Below are 16159 nucleotides of genomic sequence, written 5' to 3' on the forward strand. Positions count from 1 at the left end.
GCCCATTTCCTAAAATCTAAAGGTCGTGCGTAGGGTTCCGATAAAAATATCGTCGTTATCCGCATCGTGTTCCGGATTGCTGACAAAAATCAACCCCGGGGTAATTGAAATGCGATCGCTGACCCGGAACCGATAAAAGGTTTCAAAGTGCAAGGAAGTATCCCGATCTTTCCCCAAGGGTAAATCGTTTCCCTCGACTAATTTAGGCGGTTGGCCGAATAAAAACGCCAGCAAGTCTCCCTGACGCCCCAGGGGGTCGGACAATCCCAGGGAAAATAAATAAGTGGTCGCCGTGGCGGAAGCGTCGGAGACGGTGGAATCGCTGAAAATCCAGCCCCCCCAGGTGCTAAAAGTGAGATTCGACGTCAGCCGCCATTGCAACGTCCCACTAATGGCATTGATTTGTGAGGGTTCGTCCAGTAAGCCGTTCGTATCGGCGAGAAAGCTTCCGGTAAACGTATCGAGTCGTCCGTCTTTCGCGTAGGCGTTGACGTAGGTCAAGCCCGTCAGCAGGGTGGGGGCGGGTTTGAGCAGTAACTGCACCCCCAAGGCGCTGCGATCGGCTCCGAAGAGGCTATTTCCCGAGGTGGGACGGTTGCTGTTCCGGGTGCCGTAGGCGACTTGGAGGCGGACCGGATCGGCGAGCAACCAGTCGATCCCGACGCCGCCATCGAGGCTGCCGATTTTAAAAATGGGACTGGCTTCGCCGAAGCGGGACAAGGCGCCGCGTCCGGCGTCGAAGTAAGGGGAGTTGGCGGTGAGGACGCTGCTGAGGCTGAAGCCGACGGGACGGAAGGTGACGACGGCCCGATCGCCCACGGCAAAGCGGTATTCGAGTTTTTCGAGGCGGATTTCGTTGTCGGTGTCTCCTTGATAGGCGAGTAAGGCCATATCACTATTAAAAACGTCGGGATCGGCCAATCCGCGATCGCCGAAGTTTCCGGCGGCGAGTTCGAGTCTGAGCCGATCTTTCCCGGTAAAGGAGGCGACGAGTCCGAGGCGGGTCAGGTGGGAGAAGGTCGGGTTATTCTCGCCGTCACCGGGGGGATTGCCTCCGGCGGGGAGGGTGAGGGCGAAAATGGCTTCGCCTCCCAAGACGGCGGTGGTGGAGAATTGTTGGGCTTCGAGTTCGGCGGCGCGAATTTCGAGTCGGTCGGTGCGATCGCGCAAGGTGGCCAGTTCGGCGCTATATTCGGACTGTAGCCGTTGGATGGTGGCGATATCTTCGGCGCTGAGTTGTCCGGCGGCGCGATCGCGCGCGATTTGGTCGATTTTCTCCAAGCAAGTGTTTAATCCGGCAGCAAATTCGTAGCGGGTCAGGGCGCGATCGCCCCGATAGCTGCCGTCGGGATAGGCGAGCAAGCATTCGTATCGTTCGGCGAGGAATTGTAAGGCTTGGAAGGCCCAATCGTTCGCCTGCACGTCGGACAGTTCGGAAACTGAGGTCACCCGTTCCATCGGCGGGTTGCCTTCTCCGGCGTCGAACGGAAAAGATTGTTGGGATAATAATAAGGTGCCGGAATCTAGCCCCGCGTTCGCGAAGCGGCTCCCTTGGAGCATCGCGCGATCGCCTAAGTCAGTGACATCGGTACTCGCGGCGGCAGGGAGACTGGCGGTGGCCAGGAAAACGGCGACTCCGGCTTTTAGATGGTTCATCCTCAGACTGGCTCCTCACACTAAAATCAGAAAAACAATCGTGTATGCTGGGAGCAACTTATATACTTTAACTGGCTTTGTTGACGACGCGGCGTATCGCCTCGACCTTAATTGCCCTCGCATTCGTCACCGAGCAACAAACTACCACATCCGCCGGAGGGTTGGTCGCGTAACAGCGATCGCACGTCAAAGGTAAAGGCTTCGTAAATATCCTCGATCGTGTCGGCCCGCTCTCGATTTTCCATCCCGGCGGCGATCGTGTCCGGATCGACTGGAGGTGCTTTGAAGGTCAACTTCAGCCCTTCGACTTCCACCTGACGCACGAAGTGAAACGATTGGATCCCACAACTATTCGACTCGCTCAACTCGGGATCCACGCAGAATTCCTCTCCTTGCGATCGCCCCCGTCCGTGAATGCCGATTAATTCTCCTTCCGCATTAAACACCGGACCGCCACTCATTCCCCGTCGCGTTTCGTTACTGTAGAGCAAACTATAACCGCCATCGGTGGAGGGAGGATTGACAATTTTGCGAATCTGACCTTCGACAAATTCTCGCGTCCGGCGGGCGCTTTCATCTTCCGGATTGGGCCAACCGGAAATATAGACTTGAGCCCCTGCTTCCATTTGCGCCGAATTCCCCATCACCGCAACCGGGTAGTCGCGATCGCTGGTAAACTTGACGATCGCCAAGTCGAACCCGTCGATCGTTTCTCCAAATTCCCCTTCTTCTTCGCCAAACGGAATAATATTGTCTGGCATGGTCGTATCGTCGACAAAATGAACCTCACCGTCACTCGTCCGCACGCCGTAGACGACCTCTCGGGTGCGAACCACGTGCAACGCCGTCACCACGTAATAGGTATTGCCATTGCGCGCTACGATGACGCCCGAACCGGGATTCCACTCCTGTCGCGCTTCGATGTCCCCTTTCTGCAGCCCTTGGGCGATCACCACCGTGGTCTGAGACGCCACCGCATCGACTTGCTCTTTGGTCAATGCTTGCGCCGCCATCAGGGGAATCATAACAATTAGGGCTACTGCCGTTCCCGCCAAAGAGGCAGAAAGTTGGCTGGAGAAGATCATAACAATGATATTGGAGGGTAAAAAGGATCGAAACAGGGGACGAACAAGCAGGCATCACCTATTATTTACAATTTTTAAAAATGAACCGATTTAAAATTGATTGACTCTAATAAAGGAGTTTATTTTAGATCTAATTTAGTCAAAAGTTGCCGATATATTTGCATTTTTAAGTTCGCCAATCCGGCGTCATTTTAGTAGTGGTGGTTCGCGAACCGCCCCTACTCGGCGACGGGAGTGGCGATCGCCTCTTCGGAAATGCGCAGTTGAGCCAAGTCACACGATTCTATCGATCGTTAGTGATTTGAGTCTTCTTATCATTCCTCAGAGCTTCGCATTCACTCGGACGAGCCGTCAGGTCTGACCGACGCGATACGCAGGAGGAAAGTTAGTTTGGTTTGAGGCAAAACCACCTTTCGATAGACCTGACGCATCCGAGGTTTCTTTCTCCCGATCTTATTGAATTAAAAAACCTAGAGAAAGTTTCCATTTTCTCTAGGTTTTTTGGTTTTCAAATCTCTTGGATAAAAGTAACAATGAATGTGACTATCTTGAAGCTTGTCACCCTGCGACCCCACGAATCGATTTTGTTCGATCGCCCAAATTAGAATAACTGTTGCACTAAACGTTCTAAGTTGACATAGGGTTGGCCGCCAGATTCTTGAATCGGGCTGCCGCTTCCCGTCGCGTTGTAGTTGAGTAAGGTTTCGAGCACTCGACCGGGATTGCTGCGATTTTCCCGTTTGAGCGTAAATAAAACATTGGTGGTATTACACCCAGAACGAGTGTTGTTCACGGCACACAACACCGGGTGACCGTTGACGATTCCGGCGGTCATGTACAAGCCACTTAAGGTGCCTCCATTCTCTTGCAGCAGGCTATTGAGTCTCTCGGTGACTTCGCTACAGCGTCGTTCTGGGGTATATCCGGCGTTGCTAAATTCGTCGGTGGTCCAGACGATCAGGGGGTCGGAGAGGCTACCATTGTGTTTGACGGCAAGGGTGACGTGATAGTCATCGGCTACCCGACATTGGAAGGAGGAGAGCGCGTCAGCCGATTGAGCGACAGTTTTCTGAGCGCTCAACAGGGGGATTTGGAGGGCGGCGACACTGATAGCAATCAAGCGAAGGAGTTGTTTAGCTTTCATGGAAGTCAAGGGGGGTTGAGGTGGACAAGGATAATGACGCTCGATCTTGCGAACTTTCTCCTGATTTTTACAAATCCCGAGAGTGGGCGATCGCGGCGACGAGGATTGTCCGATAACGAGGGACTGGCAGCATCGGAGCGGACGATCGCGGTTGGGGACGAGTCGAGACGATCGCGCCCGAACGTCATTCAAGCTTGCTACCCGATGGCTCAGTTCCGGCGATCGGATCGGCCTGCGATCTGAACTCGAACGGGGGAGCGACGAGAGTTTTTTTGGGTCGGAGATCGAACAGTTGCAATCATTTAAAAAGCGACCACCCAGGAGTATCACTCGCCAATACCCCTGCATCCGAGGACGAAAAACGAGGAATACAAGTTTCTCGATCGCCATTTTTTTTTCAGCTCAAACCGTTTGACGACGGCCAAAGATTTTAGCGATCGCCTACTTTTTAAACACTGAAAATAACTACAAACCATGACGTTTTTAAGGTCACCGGAGAGCTTTTAGTCGATCGAATTTGCTTTAATTTTAAGATGGATAACCCGTTTTTATAAATCGGGATGGGTCAATTTTAAGTAAACTTTAAACGATCGCCTCGAAAAAAAAGCTTCATTCACTCTGGCGCGATCGCGATTCTCTTCTCTCGACCATAATGGCTCGATCTCCCTTTGAAAAGGGGGAGCTAAATCGGGAAGCAGGGGCAATACTCCTAGGTCGTCCCCGTGCGAACGCCGCCGTCGCAACGTACCCTTTGAGGCTCGAATTCAAGGCAGATTCAAGGCAATTTTGGCGGGGTTGAAAAACTATTATAGCGGTTGGGTCGCTCTAGATCGAGGGTGGACATTATTGCTGGCGCGCGACTTTAGCCGAGAGAACCCTCGACGGACAAACCCTCTCTTTTCGACACCGAACCCCTACACACAACGAGAGTGAAGCATCTCAGGCGATCGACGCTTCACTCTCGTGTTTTGAACGCAAACCGGGACAAATTGTTATCGATTCGATTTTATTCGACAAACAAAGCGCGAGCCACCACCGAACTTTCCTGCGCTTTTTCAACGGGAAGTTGTTGAATCTTGACATCGGGAGCAGGCTTTATGGTTGGATTCACCGATTCAGTCGGGGACGATCGCACCCGAGGAACGCTCGCTTGCTGGGTTTCGAGCGAGCGCTCTAGAGGGAGAACGCCGGAAAGTAACGCGACAAACAACGCCGCGACTGCGGTCCCTCCCCACGTCACTACATTATGTTGACGGCGGCGATCGATTTGCTCGAACACTTGCTGCACCGTTTCTTGAACGGGTTGCTCCGAAGCCGGAACGGGCAACGACTGAACCCCACCGCGCAGTTTCAATAGTTTGAAATACAGTTTCTTCGCATTCGGATCGCGATCGAGCAATTCGTGAACTTCTCGTCGTTCCTCTACCGTCACCTCCCCATCGAGATAGGCGCTGATTAACTCGAAATTCAACGCCAAATCCACCGATGACGAAGGTTCCGGTTCGACATGCTTCGCCATGGTCGGCATCCCCAAAACGCCGAGGTGTAACTTCGACAACCTCGCGTACTGGCGTTGCGCTTCGCTATCGGTTTCGAGCAATTCCCGAACGTATTCGCGTTCTTCGGGACTGACTTCGTCATCGAGATAAGCACTGAGCAACTCGAACAATTCGGCGTTCGTTTCCGATGCCTTCGCTGGGGGCGAAGGGCGATCGCTCTTGTCGTGCCGATTGTGATGGGATTCGTGTTTAAAGGTCATTTCAAAACCACCACCAGGTCAAACAGGGGAACACACCCCGAATCAAAAAAAGTAATTGTTTCTACTTACCAGGATAATTGAGTTTCCACACACTCAAAACTGTTAGATGCAAAAGTTATTAATCTCGAAACATTCACCGGGTTTTCACCCCAGCTCGACGGACACTTTCGATCAACTGTCTAAGTAAGTTTGTAATTGCATTTGGAGTCGCTGACGCGCTCTGGCAATTCTCGACTTGACTGTTCCGAGGGAAACTCCGGTAATTTCGGCAATTTCTTCGTAAGCTAAGCCTTGGATTTCACGTAGGACGATCGTGGTGCGGAAAACTTCGGGTAAATCGGCGATCGCGTCGCGCAATTGGTCGTAAAACTCGCGGGTCGTTAAATCATCGTCCGGACCGGGTTCGTCCGCCGCAATTTCCCAATCCATTTCGCCGTCGTCGAGGGTGCGCGGCGCATCCAGAGAAAGCGGATCGCGGACCCGTTTGCGCTTGCGTAACTCGTCGTAAAATAAATTCGTCGCAATCCGGCTCAACCAACCTCGGAACTTGACCGGATCGTTCAATCGCTTGATATTGCGATAAACCCGAATCCAGACTTCTTGAGCGAGATCGGCCCGGTCTTGCCAGTCGGGAGCTAAGTGGTAGAGGATCTTTTCCACGTGGGACTGGTAACGGCGCAACAGCTCCGCAAAGGCGGCGCGATCGGGTCGTAACCCTTCTTGACAGCGCAAAACGAGATCGGAGTTTGAAAGTTTTTCCGGCTGTACCTGTGCTTGGCGACTGCGCGCCCCAACCGTCGGCCAAGAGAAAGAAGGAGAATAACTCATGGGGTGGAATTGCCTCAAAAACATTCCATGTGGGTTCAAGACACTATAACAATGCCAAATGTTCCCGTCCGCACGATCGCGGTTAGTGACACTTGATTGAATGGCACGGAAAATAGTGCTATTACTGAGCTTTCCCTTTTCACCCCCCGAAATAACCCCAGAATATTCTTTCCTCAAGGATTTTCAGCTTCGCAAGCTCCAATACTCACCCACGAACTCGACCCGTCGGCCCAGTGTTCCTTTTTCCAAATTGGCGCATTGTGTTTGAGGGTATCGATCGCATACTGGCACGCCGCGAACGCTTCCGACCGATGGGGACACCCCACGGCGACTAACACGCTAATTTCACCGACGGACAGGCGACCGATCCGATGGTGAATCGCCATCCGAGTGACCTCGGGCCACGATTGGCGAATTTTGGCGGCAATTTGTCGGAAAATGGCGATCGCCATCGGTTCGTAAGCTTGGTACTCCAAAGCGACGACGGCTTTACCATCGGTTTTGTTGCGTACCATCCCACTCATCACCACGATCGCCCCATTTGCGCCATCATCGACTAACTGATAAATCTCTTCCAGGGATAACGGCGCCAAGGCAATCGCAAAATTATCGTTGGTCTGGTGGGGATCTTTTTCGTCAGGAATTGGACTCAATAGAGACGGATCGAGCATGGTAAAAACTAGATTGACAGCGAATGATTCAAGCTCTCTATTCGATCTTAATTGTCAATCTTAATAATTCTCCGTTTCAATTAACTCCCCTTGTTTTTCAACTCCGATCGCCGTTTTCTCCACCGTCAAACTCGGCTTTACCACAAAATCCACCGTTCCCGTTCCCATCAGATTTTCTTCAGGTAAAACGCGGAACATCGCCACGTCGATGCAGCGATCTAAATAAGTAAAACTACCGTCAACAACTCCGGAAACTCCGGCATTGAGGAAATAAACCCCAGGATTGAGCAAACATTTAAAGCGGAATTTGACGACTAATTTCGTTCCTGCTTCGACGATATTCGTATCTGCATAATCGGAGAACGCATAAGACGCACCGCCGATTTCCATACCGCTAATCGTTTTTACTAACATGCCAAAGCGAACCCGATAAGCGGTTTGGGAGAACTCGACGGTGTAGGTGTAAACGTATTCGTGACGACCGACTAAGTTATTGACTTGTTGGTCGCGCAAGGTAATGATTTTGGGGTCGATAATTTTAGCGCCGCGAGATTCGTAGGCGATCGTTTCTGCGGGTTTCATCTCCGGGTCGTAAAAAGCCCGCGCCCCTTGCTGAAAGATCGCCGAGTTGGCCACTTCGCCATGACTGCCGTTGCCCAAATGTCCGTTAATTTCAGTGGCAAAATCGGGGATTTTGGGGATGAGGCGATCGCGCGTTTTTCCTCGATCGAATGCTCGAATTTCTCGGCGAATCTCTTCAGTTTTTTCCGCCGGAGCGTAGATTAATTTGTGATATTTGTCAATCACTGTTTTCGGAGTATGCGTTAACAGTAACTCCCCGTCGTACATCAAAATTGCCGAGTCGCATAATTCGATGACCGTTCCCGCCGCATGGGAAACAAATAAAATTGTCCCCCCCCGTTCTTGGATGGTTTCCAAGCGAGCAAAACACTTGCGCTGGAAGGCTTCGTCGCCGACGGACAGGGCTTCGTCTACGACCAAGATATCGGGATCGACACTGGTGGCGACAGCAAACGCCAAACGCACGAACATTCCACTCGAATAGGTTTTTACGGGTTGGTCGAGAAAGTCGCCGATATCGGCAAAACCAACAATATCGTCAAATCGTTCTTCGATTTCCGCTTGGGTTAAGCCCAACAGTTGACCGTTGAAAAAGACGTTTTGACGTCCGGTAAATTCGGGATTGAAGCCGCTTCCGAGTTCGAGTAAGGCGGAAATTCGACCTCGCACGTGCACGTCGCCGGAGGTGGGGGCGAGGGTGCCGACAATAATCTGTAAAAGGGTACTTTTTCCGGAGCCGTTACGTCCGACAATGCCGAGGGTTTTACCTTTGGGGATTTCCAGATTAATATTCTGTAATGCCCAAAATTCATCGGCTCTGGCTTTACCGGGAAAGAGGATTTCTTTGAGTCGATCTACGGGATGTCGGTACCGTTTGAAGCATTTGGAAACATCAGTCAGAGAAATTGCGATTTCATCCATTGGAATACTTTCGTAACGAGGGCCGTTGTTGCGCGGTGAGGAGTGAATGTTGGGATTGTAGATTGTAGATTTTAGATTTTAGATTTTAGATTGCGCTTGGGAAGGGGAGGTTGAGCGTTGAAATTGTGTTAGGTTTGGGGTCGATCTAAAATCGTTGAATCTGGAAAATCTAGGTGGGGAATGGGAAGGGAGCGAAGGAGGAAATGAGAAGAGATCCCAGGCAATCACAGAACGTCGGCAAAGGCATGTCTGAGTTTTTTATAAGACCAAAAACCAACGGCAAACACGGCTAGGGCGATCGCGAAAGCAACGCCCCATTCTCCCCAATGCTGGATTTCGCCGACGAGAATCGCATCTCGGTAAATTTCGGCGATCGCCGCTAATGGATTTAACCAGAACACCCACCCCCGCCACTGTTCGGGAATCACATTAGCGGGATAGCAAATCGGGGTCAAGTAAAACCATAAGTTGAGAATGACGGTTAGGGTTTGGGGAATGTCGCGCAAAAACACGGTAAATCCGGCGACTAAGTACCCCAATCCCGCCGTCAGCAGCAATTGGGTCACCCACACCAACGGCAGCAAACACAAGGTCGCATGGAGGGTATCGGAGGAAATCGCCAAGAGGGCAATCAGTGCCATCAACCCGAAAGAACTCTCGACAAAGGCGGATAGGACTGGCACTAAAGGCAATAAGGCGAGAGGAAAGACGACCTTTTTTACGAGGTTGGCTTGGGCTACGACGCTGTTCGCGGCTTGGATCGTGCCACTGGTAAAGGCAATCCAGGGGACTAATCCGGCGAACAGCCACAAGCCAAAGGTCAAGCTGTTTTCAGGTAATCCTTGTTCCGGTAGCTTGACTTTGAGAATGATTGAAAAGACATAGGTGTAAATCAGCAGTTGCGAGAGTTGGTTGAGTAAGGGCCACAAGTTCCCCAGAACCGAGCCTTTGTAACGCGCTTCTAGGTCTCGGCGAACTAAACTCGACAAGAGGTTGAGCTTGAATCCCCACTCTCGCTCGAATGCAGGCAGATTATGGACTTTACCTGCCTTGCGAAAGGCTCCTTTGATGGATCTGACCAATGTTCACTTCCTCACCCACTTAATCAAAAACTGGCGTCGTTGTCGGCCTTTGCTGGAGAACTCAAAAGGGAACGAGCCATGTTTTGGACGACGCGATCGCCGCGTTCTTTTCTCTAAACTAAACGAGATTTCTCCGGTGACCGCACTCTAGAGTGTAAATTTTTACTTACATTTTTTCAATATTCGTAAAAATTTTAAGGAGCGGCGATCGCCCCTTCTAAGGCGGTCACGATCGCCTGACGCTGTTCGTCGTCGTAACCCCACTTCTCTAGAAAAGATCGGTAAATCCCTTCTCCTGTCCGGGCGCTTTCGAGCATTTGACGGCAGTTTTCCCGTAAAACCGAACTGTTTAAACAACGGATCAAGCGGGCGCTGCGATCGCGCACTTTGGCGGAATCTACCGCCATCTCGGGGTGATTTTGCCGTTGGTGGGTCAAGACCATCGCCGCCGACATCGAAATATTTTTCGCCAACAGTTCGCCGACAATTTCCTCGGAGGAGGACAAGGCCCGACAGATTTCTGGGGAGGGGCGATCGCTCTGGGGTCTAGAATCGGTTAAATAGGCCACAAAAAAGCCTCGCGCCCCATCTCGGCTTGCTACTAAGTCTCGCACGCGGGTTTCAATCTCGGACTGGTCGATGTTGCCCGTTGCGATCGCCTCCATCAATTGCTCGGTCACGGCGATCGCTTCGGCAAAACTAACATTTTCCGGCACAGTTAAAGGGGAATTCATGGGATTAGGGTTGGGAATGGGTGAGCAAATAGGGAGTGGGGAATCGGGGAAGTCCCAAGACCTGTACTGTACTCATGTTGCCCGGTTCCTCCACGAGATCCTCAATCTACAATCTAAAATCTAAAATCTAAAATTCCCAATGGCAATTATTTCATCGAACCAACAGCCAAGCGAACCGAAAAAGCAAATCAAGGCCCGTGAATCTCCCCAGTTATACGAAACAACCGAAGCCTCCTTGCTGGAAGCCGAAGCACAAGCAGACGAGCAAAATAATAACCAGCAAGAAGAAACGATCCGCCCCCAACACTTGAGCGATTATATCGGTCAAAAAGACCTTAAAGAAGTTTTAGATATCGCCATTCAAGCGGCTAAATCGCGACAAGAAGCCCTGGATCATCTCTTACTTTACGGCCCTCCCGGGTTGGGGAAAACTACCATGGCCTTAATTTTGGCCTCGGAGATGGGCGTCGGTTGTAAAATTACCACCGCACCTGCTTTAGAACGTCCTCGGGATATTGTCGGCTTGCTGGTCAATCTCAAACCTCACGATATTTTATTTATCGATGAAATTCACCGCCTGACGCGAATGACTGAGGAAATTCTCTATCCGGCCATGGAGGATTTTCGGCTCGATATTACCATTGGCAAAGGGACCAGTGCCCGAACTCGTAGCATTCCTTTGCAGCCGTTTACGTTGGTGGGGGCGACGACTCGGGTGGGGGCGCTGACTTCGCCGTTGCGCGATCGCTTCGGCTTGATTCAACGCTTGCGATTCTACGAACCCGACGAATTGGCGGAAATTGTGACGCGAACGGCACAAATTTTGCAAACTACGGTGACGCCAGAAGGCAGTGAAGAAATCGCCCGTCGTTCTCGTGGAACACCTCGGATTGCGAACCGTTTGCTCAAGCGAGTGCGCGATTATGCTGAGGTCAAGCAATTTGGCGAAATTACTGCCGAAGTGGCCGAAGAAGCGTTAGAACTCTTTAATGTGGATCCGTGCGGTTTGGATTGGACCGATCGCCGTTTGCTGACGGTGGCGATCGAGCATTTTAGAGGCGGTCCGGTCGGTTTGGAAACCTTGGCGGCGGCGACGGGTGAGGACGCCCAAACCATTGAGGAGGTTTACGAACCGTATTTACTGCAAATTGGCTATTGGAATCGCACCCCACGGGGCCGCGTCGCTACGGCTGCGGCTTGGGAACATTTAGGATATACGCCACCGGACGAGCAGTTGAGTTTGAGATTTTAGAATTTTAGATTTCACTACACTACGGGAGGATTTTTATTCTCCTTTCCTCTTGTGACTCGTACTTTTTGGCTTTTGCCCCTAGTATAAAAATTCAGCCATTCAACAGATTTTTATGATTCGCGCTATTGTCTCGTTATCGATCTTGGGATTAACCATTATCCTGTTGTCGTTCGGTGGTGCTTTGCCAGTGGCGGCGGGGACTGGGGATCTGCTCGATGCAGAACAGTTGACCCAGTTACAAGAAATAGAAAATAAAGCTTTTTCAGCGACAAATCGGGGTAATTTTGAGGCGGCGGAGGACTATTGGACTCAAATGCTCGAAATCATGCCGGAAAATCCCGCATTGTGGAGCAATCGGGGGAATTCGCGGGTGAGTCAGAATGAGTTGGAAGGGGCGATCGCCGATTTTGACCGGGCGATCGAATTGATGCCGGAAGCGCCGGATCCTTATCTCAATCGCGGGACGGCTTTGGAGGGCTTGCAACGTTATGAGGAGGCGATCGCCGATTATAACCGCGTTCTGGAACTCGAACCGAACGATCCGGCGGCTTATAACAATCGCGGTAACGCCAAAGCGGGCTTAGGACAATGGGAGGAGGCGATCGCCGATTTCCAAAAAGCCACGGAACTCGCCCCCCAATATGCGTTCGCCCAAGCTAACTACACTCTCGCCCTCTACCAAACTGGGCAGCAAGAAACTGCTATCCGTTCGATGCGCGCCCTGGTTCGCAAATATCCCAAATTTGCCGACATGCGCGCGGCCCTCGCTGCAGCCCTCTGGGAAACGGGAAAACGCGGGGAGGCGGAAAGTCATTGGGTCGCGGTCACGGGTTTGGATTCGCGCTACAAGGATTTGGAATGGGTCGCTAATGTTCGGCGTTGGCCCCCGTCAATGGTGGCGGCGTTGCAGAAGTTTATCAAGTTGCAGTAGGGGAAAAGTAAAAGTCAGTAAGGAATAGGTCATAAGCTGTTAGACATTTAAACTGCATGAGTCAAACCCGTGAAGTTCCTATGAGACTGTTTATAAAAAAATATCAAAAAATCTTGTAGGGGTTTGGTCACCAAACCCCTACAGGACACTATGCATTCTAAAAGATAAACAGCTTAGTAGAAATCTTCCTACGGTACACTCATCTTGCCTGCTTACCCCAGCCTCAATCTACAATCTCTCCAATCACCTCTGGGGTCAGTTGTTCCACATTATCTAAAACGATCGCCGCCCCGGCATTTTTCAAATTCTCGCTATAGGCGGCTTGTCGTTCCAGGTTGTGGTGGACGTGGGGCGGTAACACGCCGACGCCTACCCAAGTTCGTTGCGGTCGTTCCTGTTGCGCTTTCCCGACGGTGTAGAGGTCGGCGACGGTATCGCCGACGTAAATGACTGGAGCATTGTTATGACAATTGTGGCGTTCTTCGATCCGGGCGATCGCGTCGAATAGACCTGTCGGATCCGGTTTGCTGGGGGCGTCTTCCATTGCCACTACGACGGGCTGTTTTAATTTAAGGGCGCCTTCTAAAATGTAAGCGGCTTCGGCGCGCATGGCTCCACTAAAAAAGCCCCAGCTCATCCCGGCGTCGGTGAGGCGATCGAAATAACCGTTGCTGACGAGTAATGGCTCTTGACAAATGTAGCCATTCATGGTATTGGGATCGGTACCACGATAGCGAGATTGGAAGAAAGCGACGAGGGCATCGTAATCGAGGGGGCGATCGCCTCGGGCTTGTCCGCATTGCTCGAAATAGCGGTAGACTAACTCTTGGGAGGCGTGCCAATCGTTATTCCAGCATCCCTCGGACTTGAGGCGATCGATATCGTCTTGAGAAGGGCGATAGGCGCCCTCGGTAAACGCTTCGACCGTATCGGCGATCGCCCGTCGGTAGGAACCACTAACATCGCGGATCACCCCATCAATATCAAAAATCACGATCGCCGAGATCTTGGCTCCCATAATGCTTGCTTTCCCTCCTCAACCCTCAGAAAACTTGTGAATTCAGACAACCGATCGACTCTCCCTATTTTAGGGGTGCGATCGATTTTCTAACTTTTTTTTGGAAAAATTGACCCATCCGTTCGGAGAGTAGGGTACGATAGGAGATCGTACAGATCGTTAGAAACGTAGCAACCCATTTGGGAGGTTGGATTGGCGCAGTTTATCCTCAAAGTTCTCTGGTTAGAGGACAACGTAGCACTCGCGGTGGATCAAGTGGTCGGCAAAGGGACTAGCCCTTTGACTTCATACTTCTTCTGGCCTCGGAACAATGCCTGGGAGCAACTGAAGAATGAGTTGGAATCTAAGCACTGGATTTCCGAGCACGATCTGGTTGCCTTGCTCAACAAAGCAACCGAAGTTATCAACTACTGGCAAGAAGAAGGCAAAAATCGACCGATGTCGGAAGCTCAAGATAAATTCCCAGAAGTCGCCTTCACCGGGAGTAGCTGAATCCGGGTATTTCCGAATTGAAAGTGGCGGATATTCCCCAAGCGGAGTATCCGCCGCTCGTTTTTCTCCCGAGGAGGCGAGGGAGGTTGCGATCGCCCGAAACAGGAGTCACGATAGAAGTTGAGTAGATCGACTCAACAGGAATAACTCTGATGACTGGAACGGTTCAACCTTCTTTATCGAGCGAGCAAATCGCCGTTTGGTTGCGTGGCTTGCTCACCATCGCCTGGGCTGACGGTCATTTCGACCCGGAAGAACAGGAACTCATTTCCTCCCTCACTCAAGAAGAACTAGCTCCTTGTGTAGATTTGGGAGAGATCGAACAAGTCAGCGCCGCCGAACTGGCCAAAGTTTTAGGCAACGATGCGACCGTCGGCGAGAACTTTTTGCGGACAGCCGTCATGGTTGCCCTAGCCGATGGGGTCTATTCTCCTTCAGAAGCCGATAAAATCCACGAATTTTGCGAGGCTCTCGGCCAAAACGAGCATATTCTCGACGCCTTGCGCCATACTCTCTGGGATGGTTCCGAAGCTGGCGCGCAATCTGAAAGCGACAGTTCGGCGCAAGTTCTCAAACCGCCGGAAGGATACGACCCCTCCAAACCCCCCGGGGTGGACGTTTTAGCTCCCGTGCGCCACTGGCTCGACGATCTGGACATCCACGATCCGAGATTGGCGCGCTTCTTATGCAAAATGATTCCCCCACAATGTCCGTTCGAGCGCGATATTACCCTCTTCGGGCATAAGGTGGTTCATATTCCACCGATGTGCAAACTCAACCCCCTTTACGAACAGTTAGTCGGGTTGCGCTTCCGCTCTTTATCTTATTTAGCGGATGAATGCCAGGAGGATGTCTCGAAATATTGTTGATTTTCCCTAATTCTCCCTCGAAAACGGTCGATCGCCCCTTGTACCCGTGGGGGTTGTACTGACCTCCAGATTTATTGTTTTTAAAAAGATCATGCAATTTATCGATTGCGCTGAAATTGAAGTCGAAGCCGGAAAAGGAGGGGACGGGATCGTTGCCTTTCGTCGCGAAAAATACGTCCCGGCGGGCGGTCCGGCGGGAGGGAACGGCGGGCGAGGGGGTTCGGTGATCTTCGTCGCTGCCGAAAACCTGCAAACCCTGCTCGATTTTCGTTATAACCGCCAGATTAAAGCTGAAAATGGCAAACGGGGCGGTCCGAATAACTGCACGGGCGCCAACGGGCGCGATCGCCTGGTCGAAGTTCCCGTCGGTACGGTAGTTTACGACGCCACCACCGGAGAACCGATCGGCGATCTGGTCGAAATCGGTCAAACCTTAGTCGTCGCCGAAGGCGGAAAAGGCGGCTTGGGAAACAAGCATTTTTTAAGTAACAAAAACCGCGCTCCCGATTATGCCTTACCCGGACTCGACGGGGAACAGCGCCTGTTACGACTGGAGTTAAAATTACTCGCCGAAGTCGGGATCGTCGGACTGCCGAATGCAGGCAAGTCTACCCTAATTTCTGCCTTGTCCGCAGCCCGTCCTAAAATTGCCGACTATCCTTTTACCACCTTGGTGCCGAATTTAGGGGTGGTTCGCAAACCGACGGGAGATGGAACGGTATTTGCAGATATCCCCGGTTTGATCGAAGGCGCCCATGAGGGGGCCGGACTCGGTTATGAGTTTTTGCGCCATATCGAACGTACGAAAGTGCTGTTGCACTTGGTGGACGTGACGGCGGCGGATCCGATCGCCGATTACGAGACGATTCAGCAAGAATTGGTCGCCTACGGGCGTGGTTTGGGCGATCGCCCGCAAATTGTCGCCCTCAACAAGCTCGACGCCACCGACCTCGATGGGGACGCCCTCGACGCGATCGCCGCCGAGTTAGAAGCGCGCACCCATGGCCCGATCTTCCGCATTTCGGCAGTGACGCGCGTCGGACTCGACCCACTTTTACAAGAAATCTGGCGCACCCTCGACGATCTGAGCGCGCGCGATGTTGCGGTAGAAATGCCCGTTTTCAACCCGTAAACC

General features: G+C 51.8%; 16 protein-coding genes. 6 read left to right on the forward strand and 10 right to left on the reverse strand.

All coding sequences use genetic code 11. The features are described from left to right. Positions 1-9 precede the first annotated feature (9 nt). The 3 genes from HCG48_RS02715 to HCG48_RS02725 form a co-directional block, all read right to left on the reverse strand. Positions 10-1656, reverse strand: coding sequence for an iron uptake porin (locus HCG48_RS02715; protein ID WP_246259861.1), 1647 nt, complete (start codon positions 1654-1656; stop codon positions 10-12). A gap of 107 nt (positions 1657-1763) precedes the next feature. Continuing rightward, entirely contained in the window at positions 1764-2741 is a 978-nt protein-coding gene (locus HCG48_RS02720; RefSeq protein WP_168567786.1) for a S1 family peptidase, read from the reverse strand. A 601-nt stretch (positions 2742-3342) separates the two neighbouring features. Next, on the reverse strand, positions 3343-3885 hold the full coding sequence (locus tag HCG48_RS02725) for a COP23 domain-containing protein (RefSeq protein WP_168567787.1): 543 nt from the start codon (positions 3883-3885) through the stop codon (positions 3343-3345). Between the two features lie 33 nt (positions 3886-3918). Between HCG48_RS02725 and HCG48_RS02730 the strand changes: the two genes are divergently transcribed. Further along, the gene (locus HCG48_RS02730) at positions 3919-4128 is read left to right on the forward strand and encodes a hypothetical protein (protein ID WP_168567788.1); all 210 of its coding nucleotides are present in this window, start codon (positions 3919-3921) and stop codon (positions 4126-4128) included. Positions 4129-4891: 763 nt separating this feature from the next. On the opposite strand, the gene HCG48_RS02735 is transcribed toward HCG48_RS02730, so the two are convergent. The 6 genes from HCG48_RS02735 to HCG48_RS02760 all read right to left on the reverse strand — a co-directional run bounded on the left by HCG48_RS02735 (position 4892) and on the right by HCG48_RS02760 (position 10462). Next, positions 4892-5644, reverse strand: coding sequence for an anti-sigma factor family protein (locus HCG48_RS02735; RefSeq protein ID WP_168567789.1), 753 nt, complete (start codon positions 5642-5644; stop codon positions 4892-4894). 171 nt (positions 5645-5815) lie between these two features. Continuing rightward, positions 5816-6472 carry a sigma-70 family RNA polymerase sigma factor gene (locus HCG48_RS02740; RefSeq protein WP_168567790.1) on the reverse strand — a complete coding sequence of 219 codons (657 nt, stop codon included), beginning with the start codon at positions 6470-6472 and terminating at the stop codon, positions 5816-5818. Between the two features lie 173 nt (positions 6473-6645). Beyond that, positions 6646-7143 (reverse strand): molybdenum cofactor biosynthesis protein MoaE, encoded by a 498-nt coding sequence (locus tag HCG48_RS02745; protein WP_168567791.1) that lies wholly within the window; start codon positions 7141-7143, stop codon positions 6646-6648. Positions 7144-7203: 60 nt separating this feature from the next. Next, positions 7204-8646: an ABC transporter ATP-binding protein gene (locus HCG48_RS02750; RefSeq protein WP_168567792.1), complete on the reverse strand. Its 1443-nt coding sequence runs from the start codon at positions 8644-8646 to the stop codon at positions 7204-7206. 224 nt (positions 8647-8870) lie between these two features. Continuing rightward, positions 8871-9716, reverse strand: a complete 846-nt coding sequence (locus HCG48_RS02755; RefSeq protein WP_168571707.1) for an ABC transporter permease — start codon at positions 9714-9716, stop codon at positions 8871-8873. A 206-nt stretch (positions 9717-9922) separates the two neighbouring features. Then, positions 9923-10462, reverse strand: coding sequence for a sll1618 family protein (locus HCG48_RS02760; protein WP_168567793.1), 540 nt, complete (start codon positions 10460-10462; stop codon positions 9923-9925). 139 nt (positions 10463-10601) lie between these two features. On the opposite strand from HCG48_RS02760, the gene ruvB reads away from it, so the two are divergent. Then, a complete protein-coding gene (gene ruvB / locus HCG48_RS02765; RefSeq protein ID WP_168567794.1) occupies positions 10602-11714 on the forward strand; it encodes a Holliday junction branch migration DNA helicase RuvB in 1113 nt (370 codons plus the stop codon). A 112-nt stretch (positions 11715-11826) separates the two neighbouring features. Beyond that, complete coding sequence (locus HCG48_RS02770) at positions 11827-12645, forward strand: tetratricopeptide repeat protein (protein WP_168567795.1); 819 nt, start codon at positions 11827-11829, stop codon at positions 12643-12645. 223 nt (positions 12646-12868) lie between these two features. On the opposite strand, the gene HCG48_RS02775 is transcribed toward HCG48_RS02770, so the two are convergent. Further along, positions 12869-13663, reverse strand: coding sequence for a TIGR01548 family HAD-type hydrolase (locus tag HCG48_RS02775; protein WP_210437154.1), 795 nt, complete (start codon positions 13661-13663; stop codon positions 12869-12871). Between the two features lie 192 nt (positions 13664-13855). Here HCG48_RS02775 and HCG48_RS02780 point away from each other — a divergent pair, with 192 nt between their 5' ends. The 3 genes from HCG48_RS02780 to obgE all read left to right on the forward strand — a co-directional run bounded on the left by HCG48_RS02780 (position 13856) and on the right by obgE (position 16156). Beyond that, a complete protein-coding gene (locus HCG48_RS02780; protein ID WP_168567796.1) occupies positions 13856-14155 on the forward strand; it encodes a 30S ribosomal protein PSRP-3 in 300 nt (99 codons plus the stop codon). A 152-nt stretch (positions 14156-14307) separates the two neighbouring features. Further along, positions 14308-15024, forward strand: a complete 717-nt coding sequence (locus tag HCG48_RS02785; RefSeq protein WP_168567797.1) for a Mo-dependent nitrogenase C-terminal domain-containing protein — start codon at positions 14308-14310, stop codon at positions 15022-15024. A gap of 91 nt (positions 15025-15115) precedes the next feature. Continuing rightward, positions 15116-16156, forward strand: coding sequence for a GTPase ObgE (gene obgE / locus HCG48_RS02790; RefSeq protein ID WP_168567798.1), 1041 nt, complete (start codon positions 15116-15118; stop codon positions 16154-16156). Positions 16157-16159: the final 3 nt, after the last annotated feature.

Source organism: Oxynema aestuarii AP17, from assembly GCF_012295525.1.
Lineage (GTDB): Bacteria > Cyanobacteriota > Cyanobacteriia > Cyanobacteriales > Laspinemataceae > Oxynema > Oxynema aestuarii.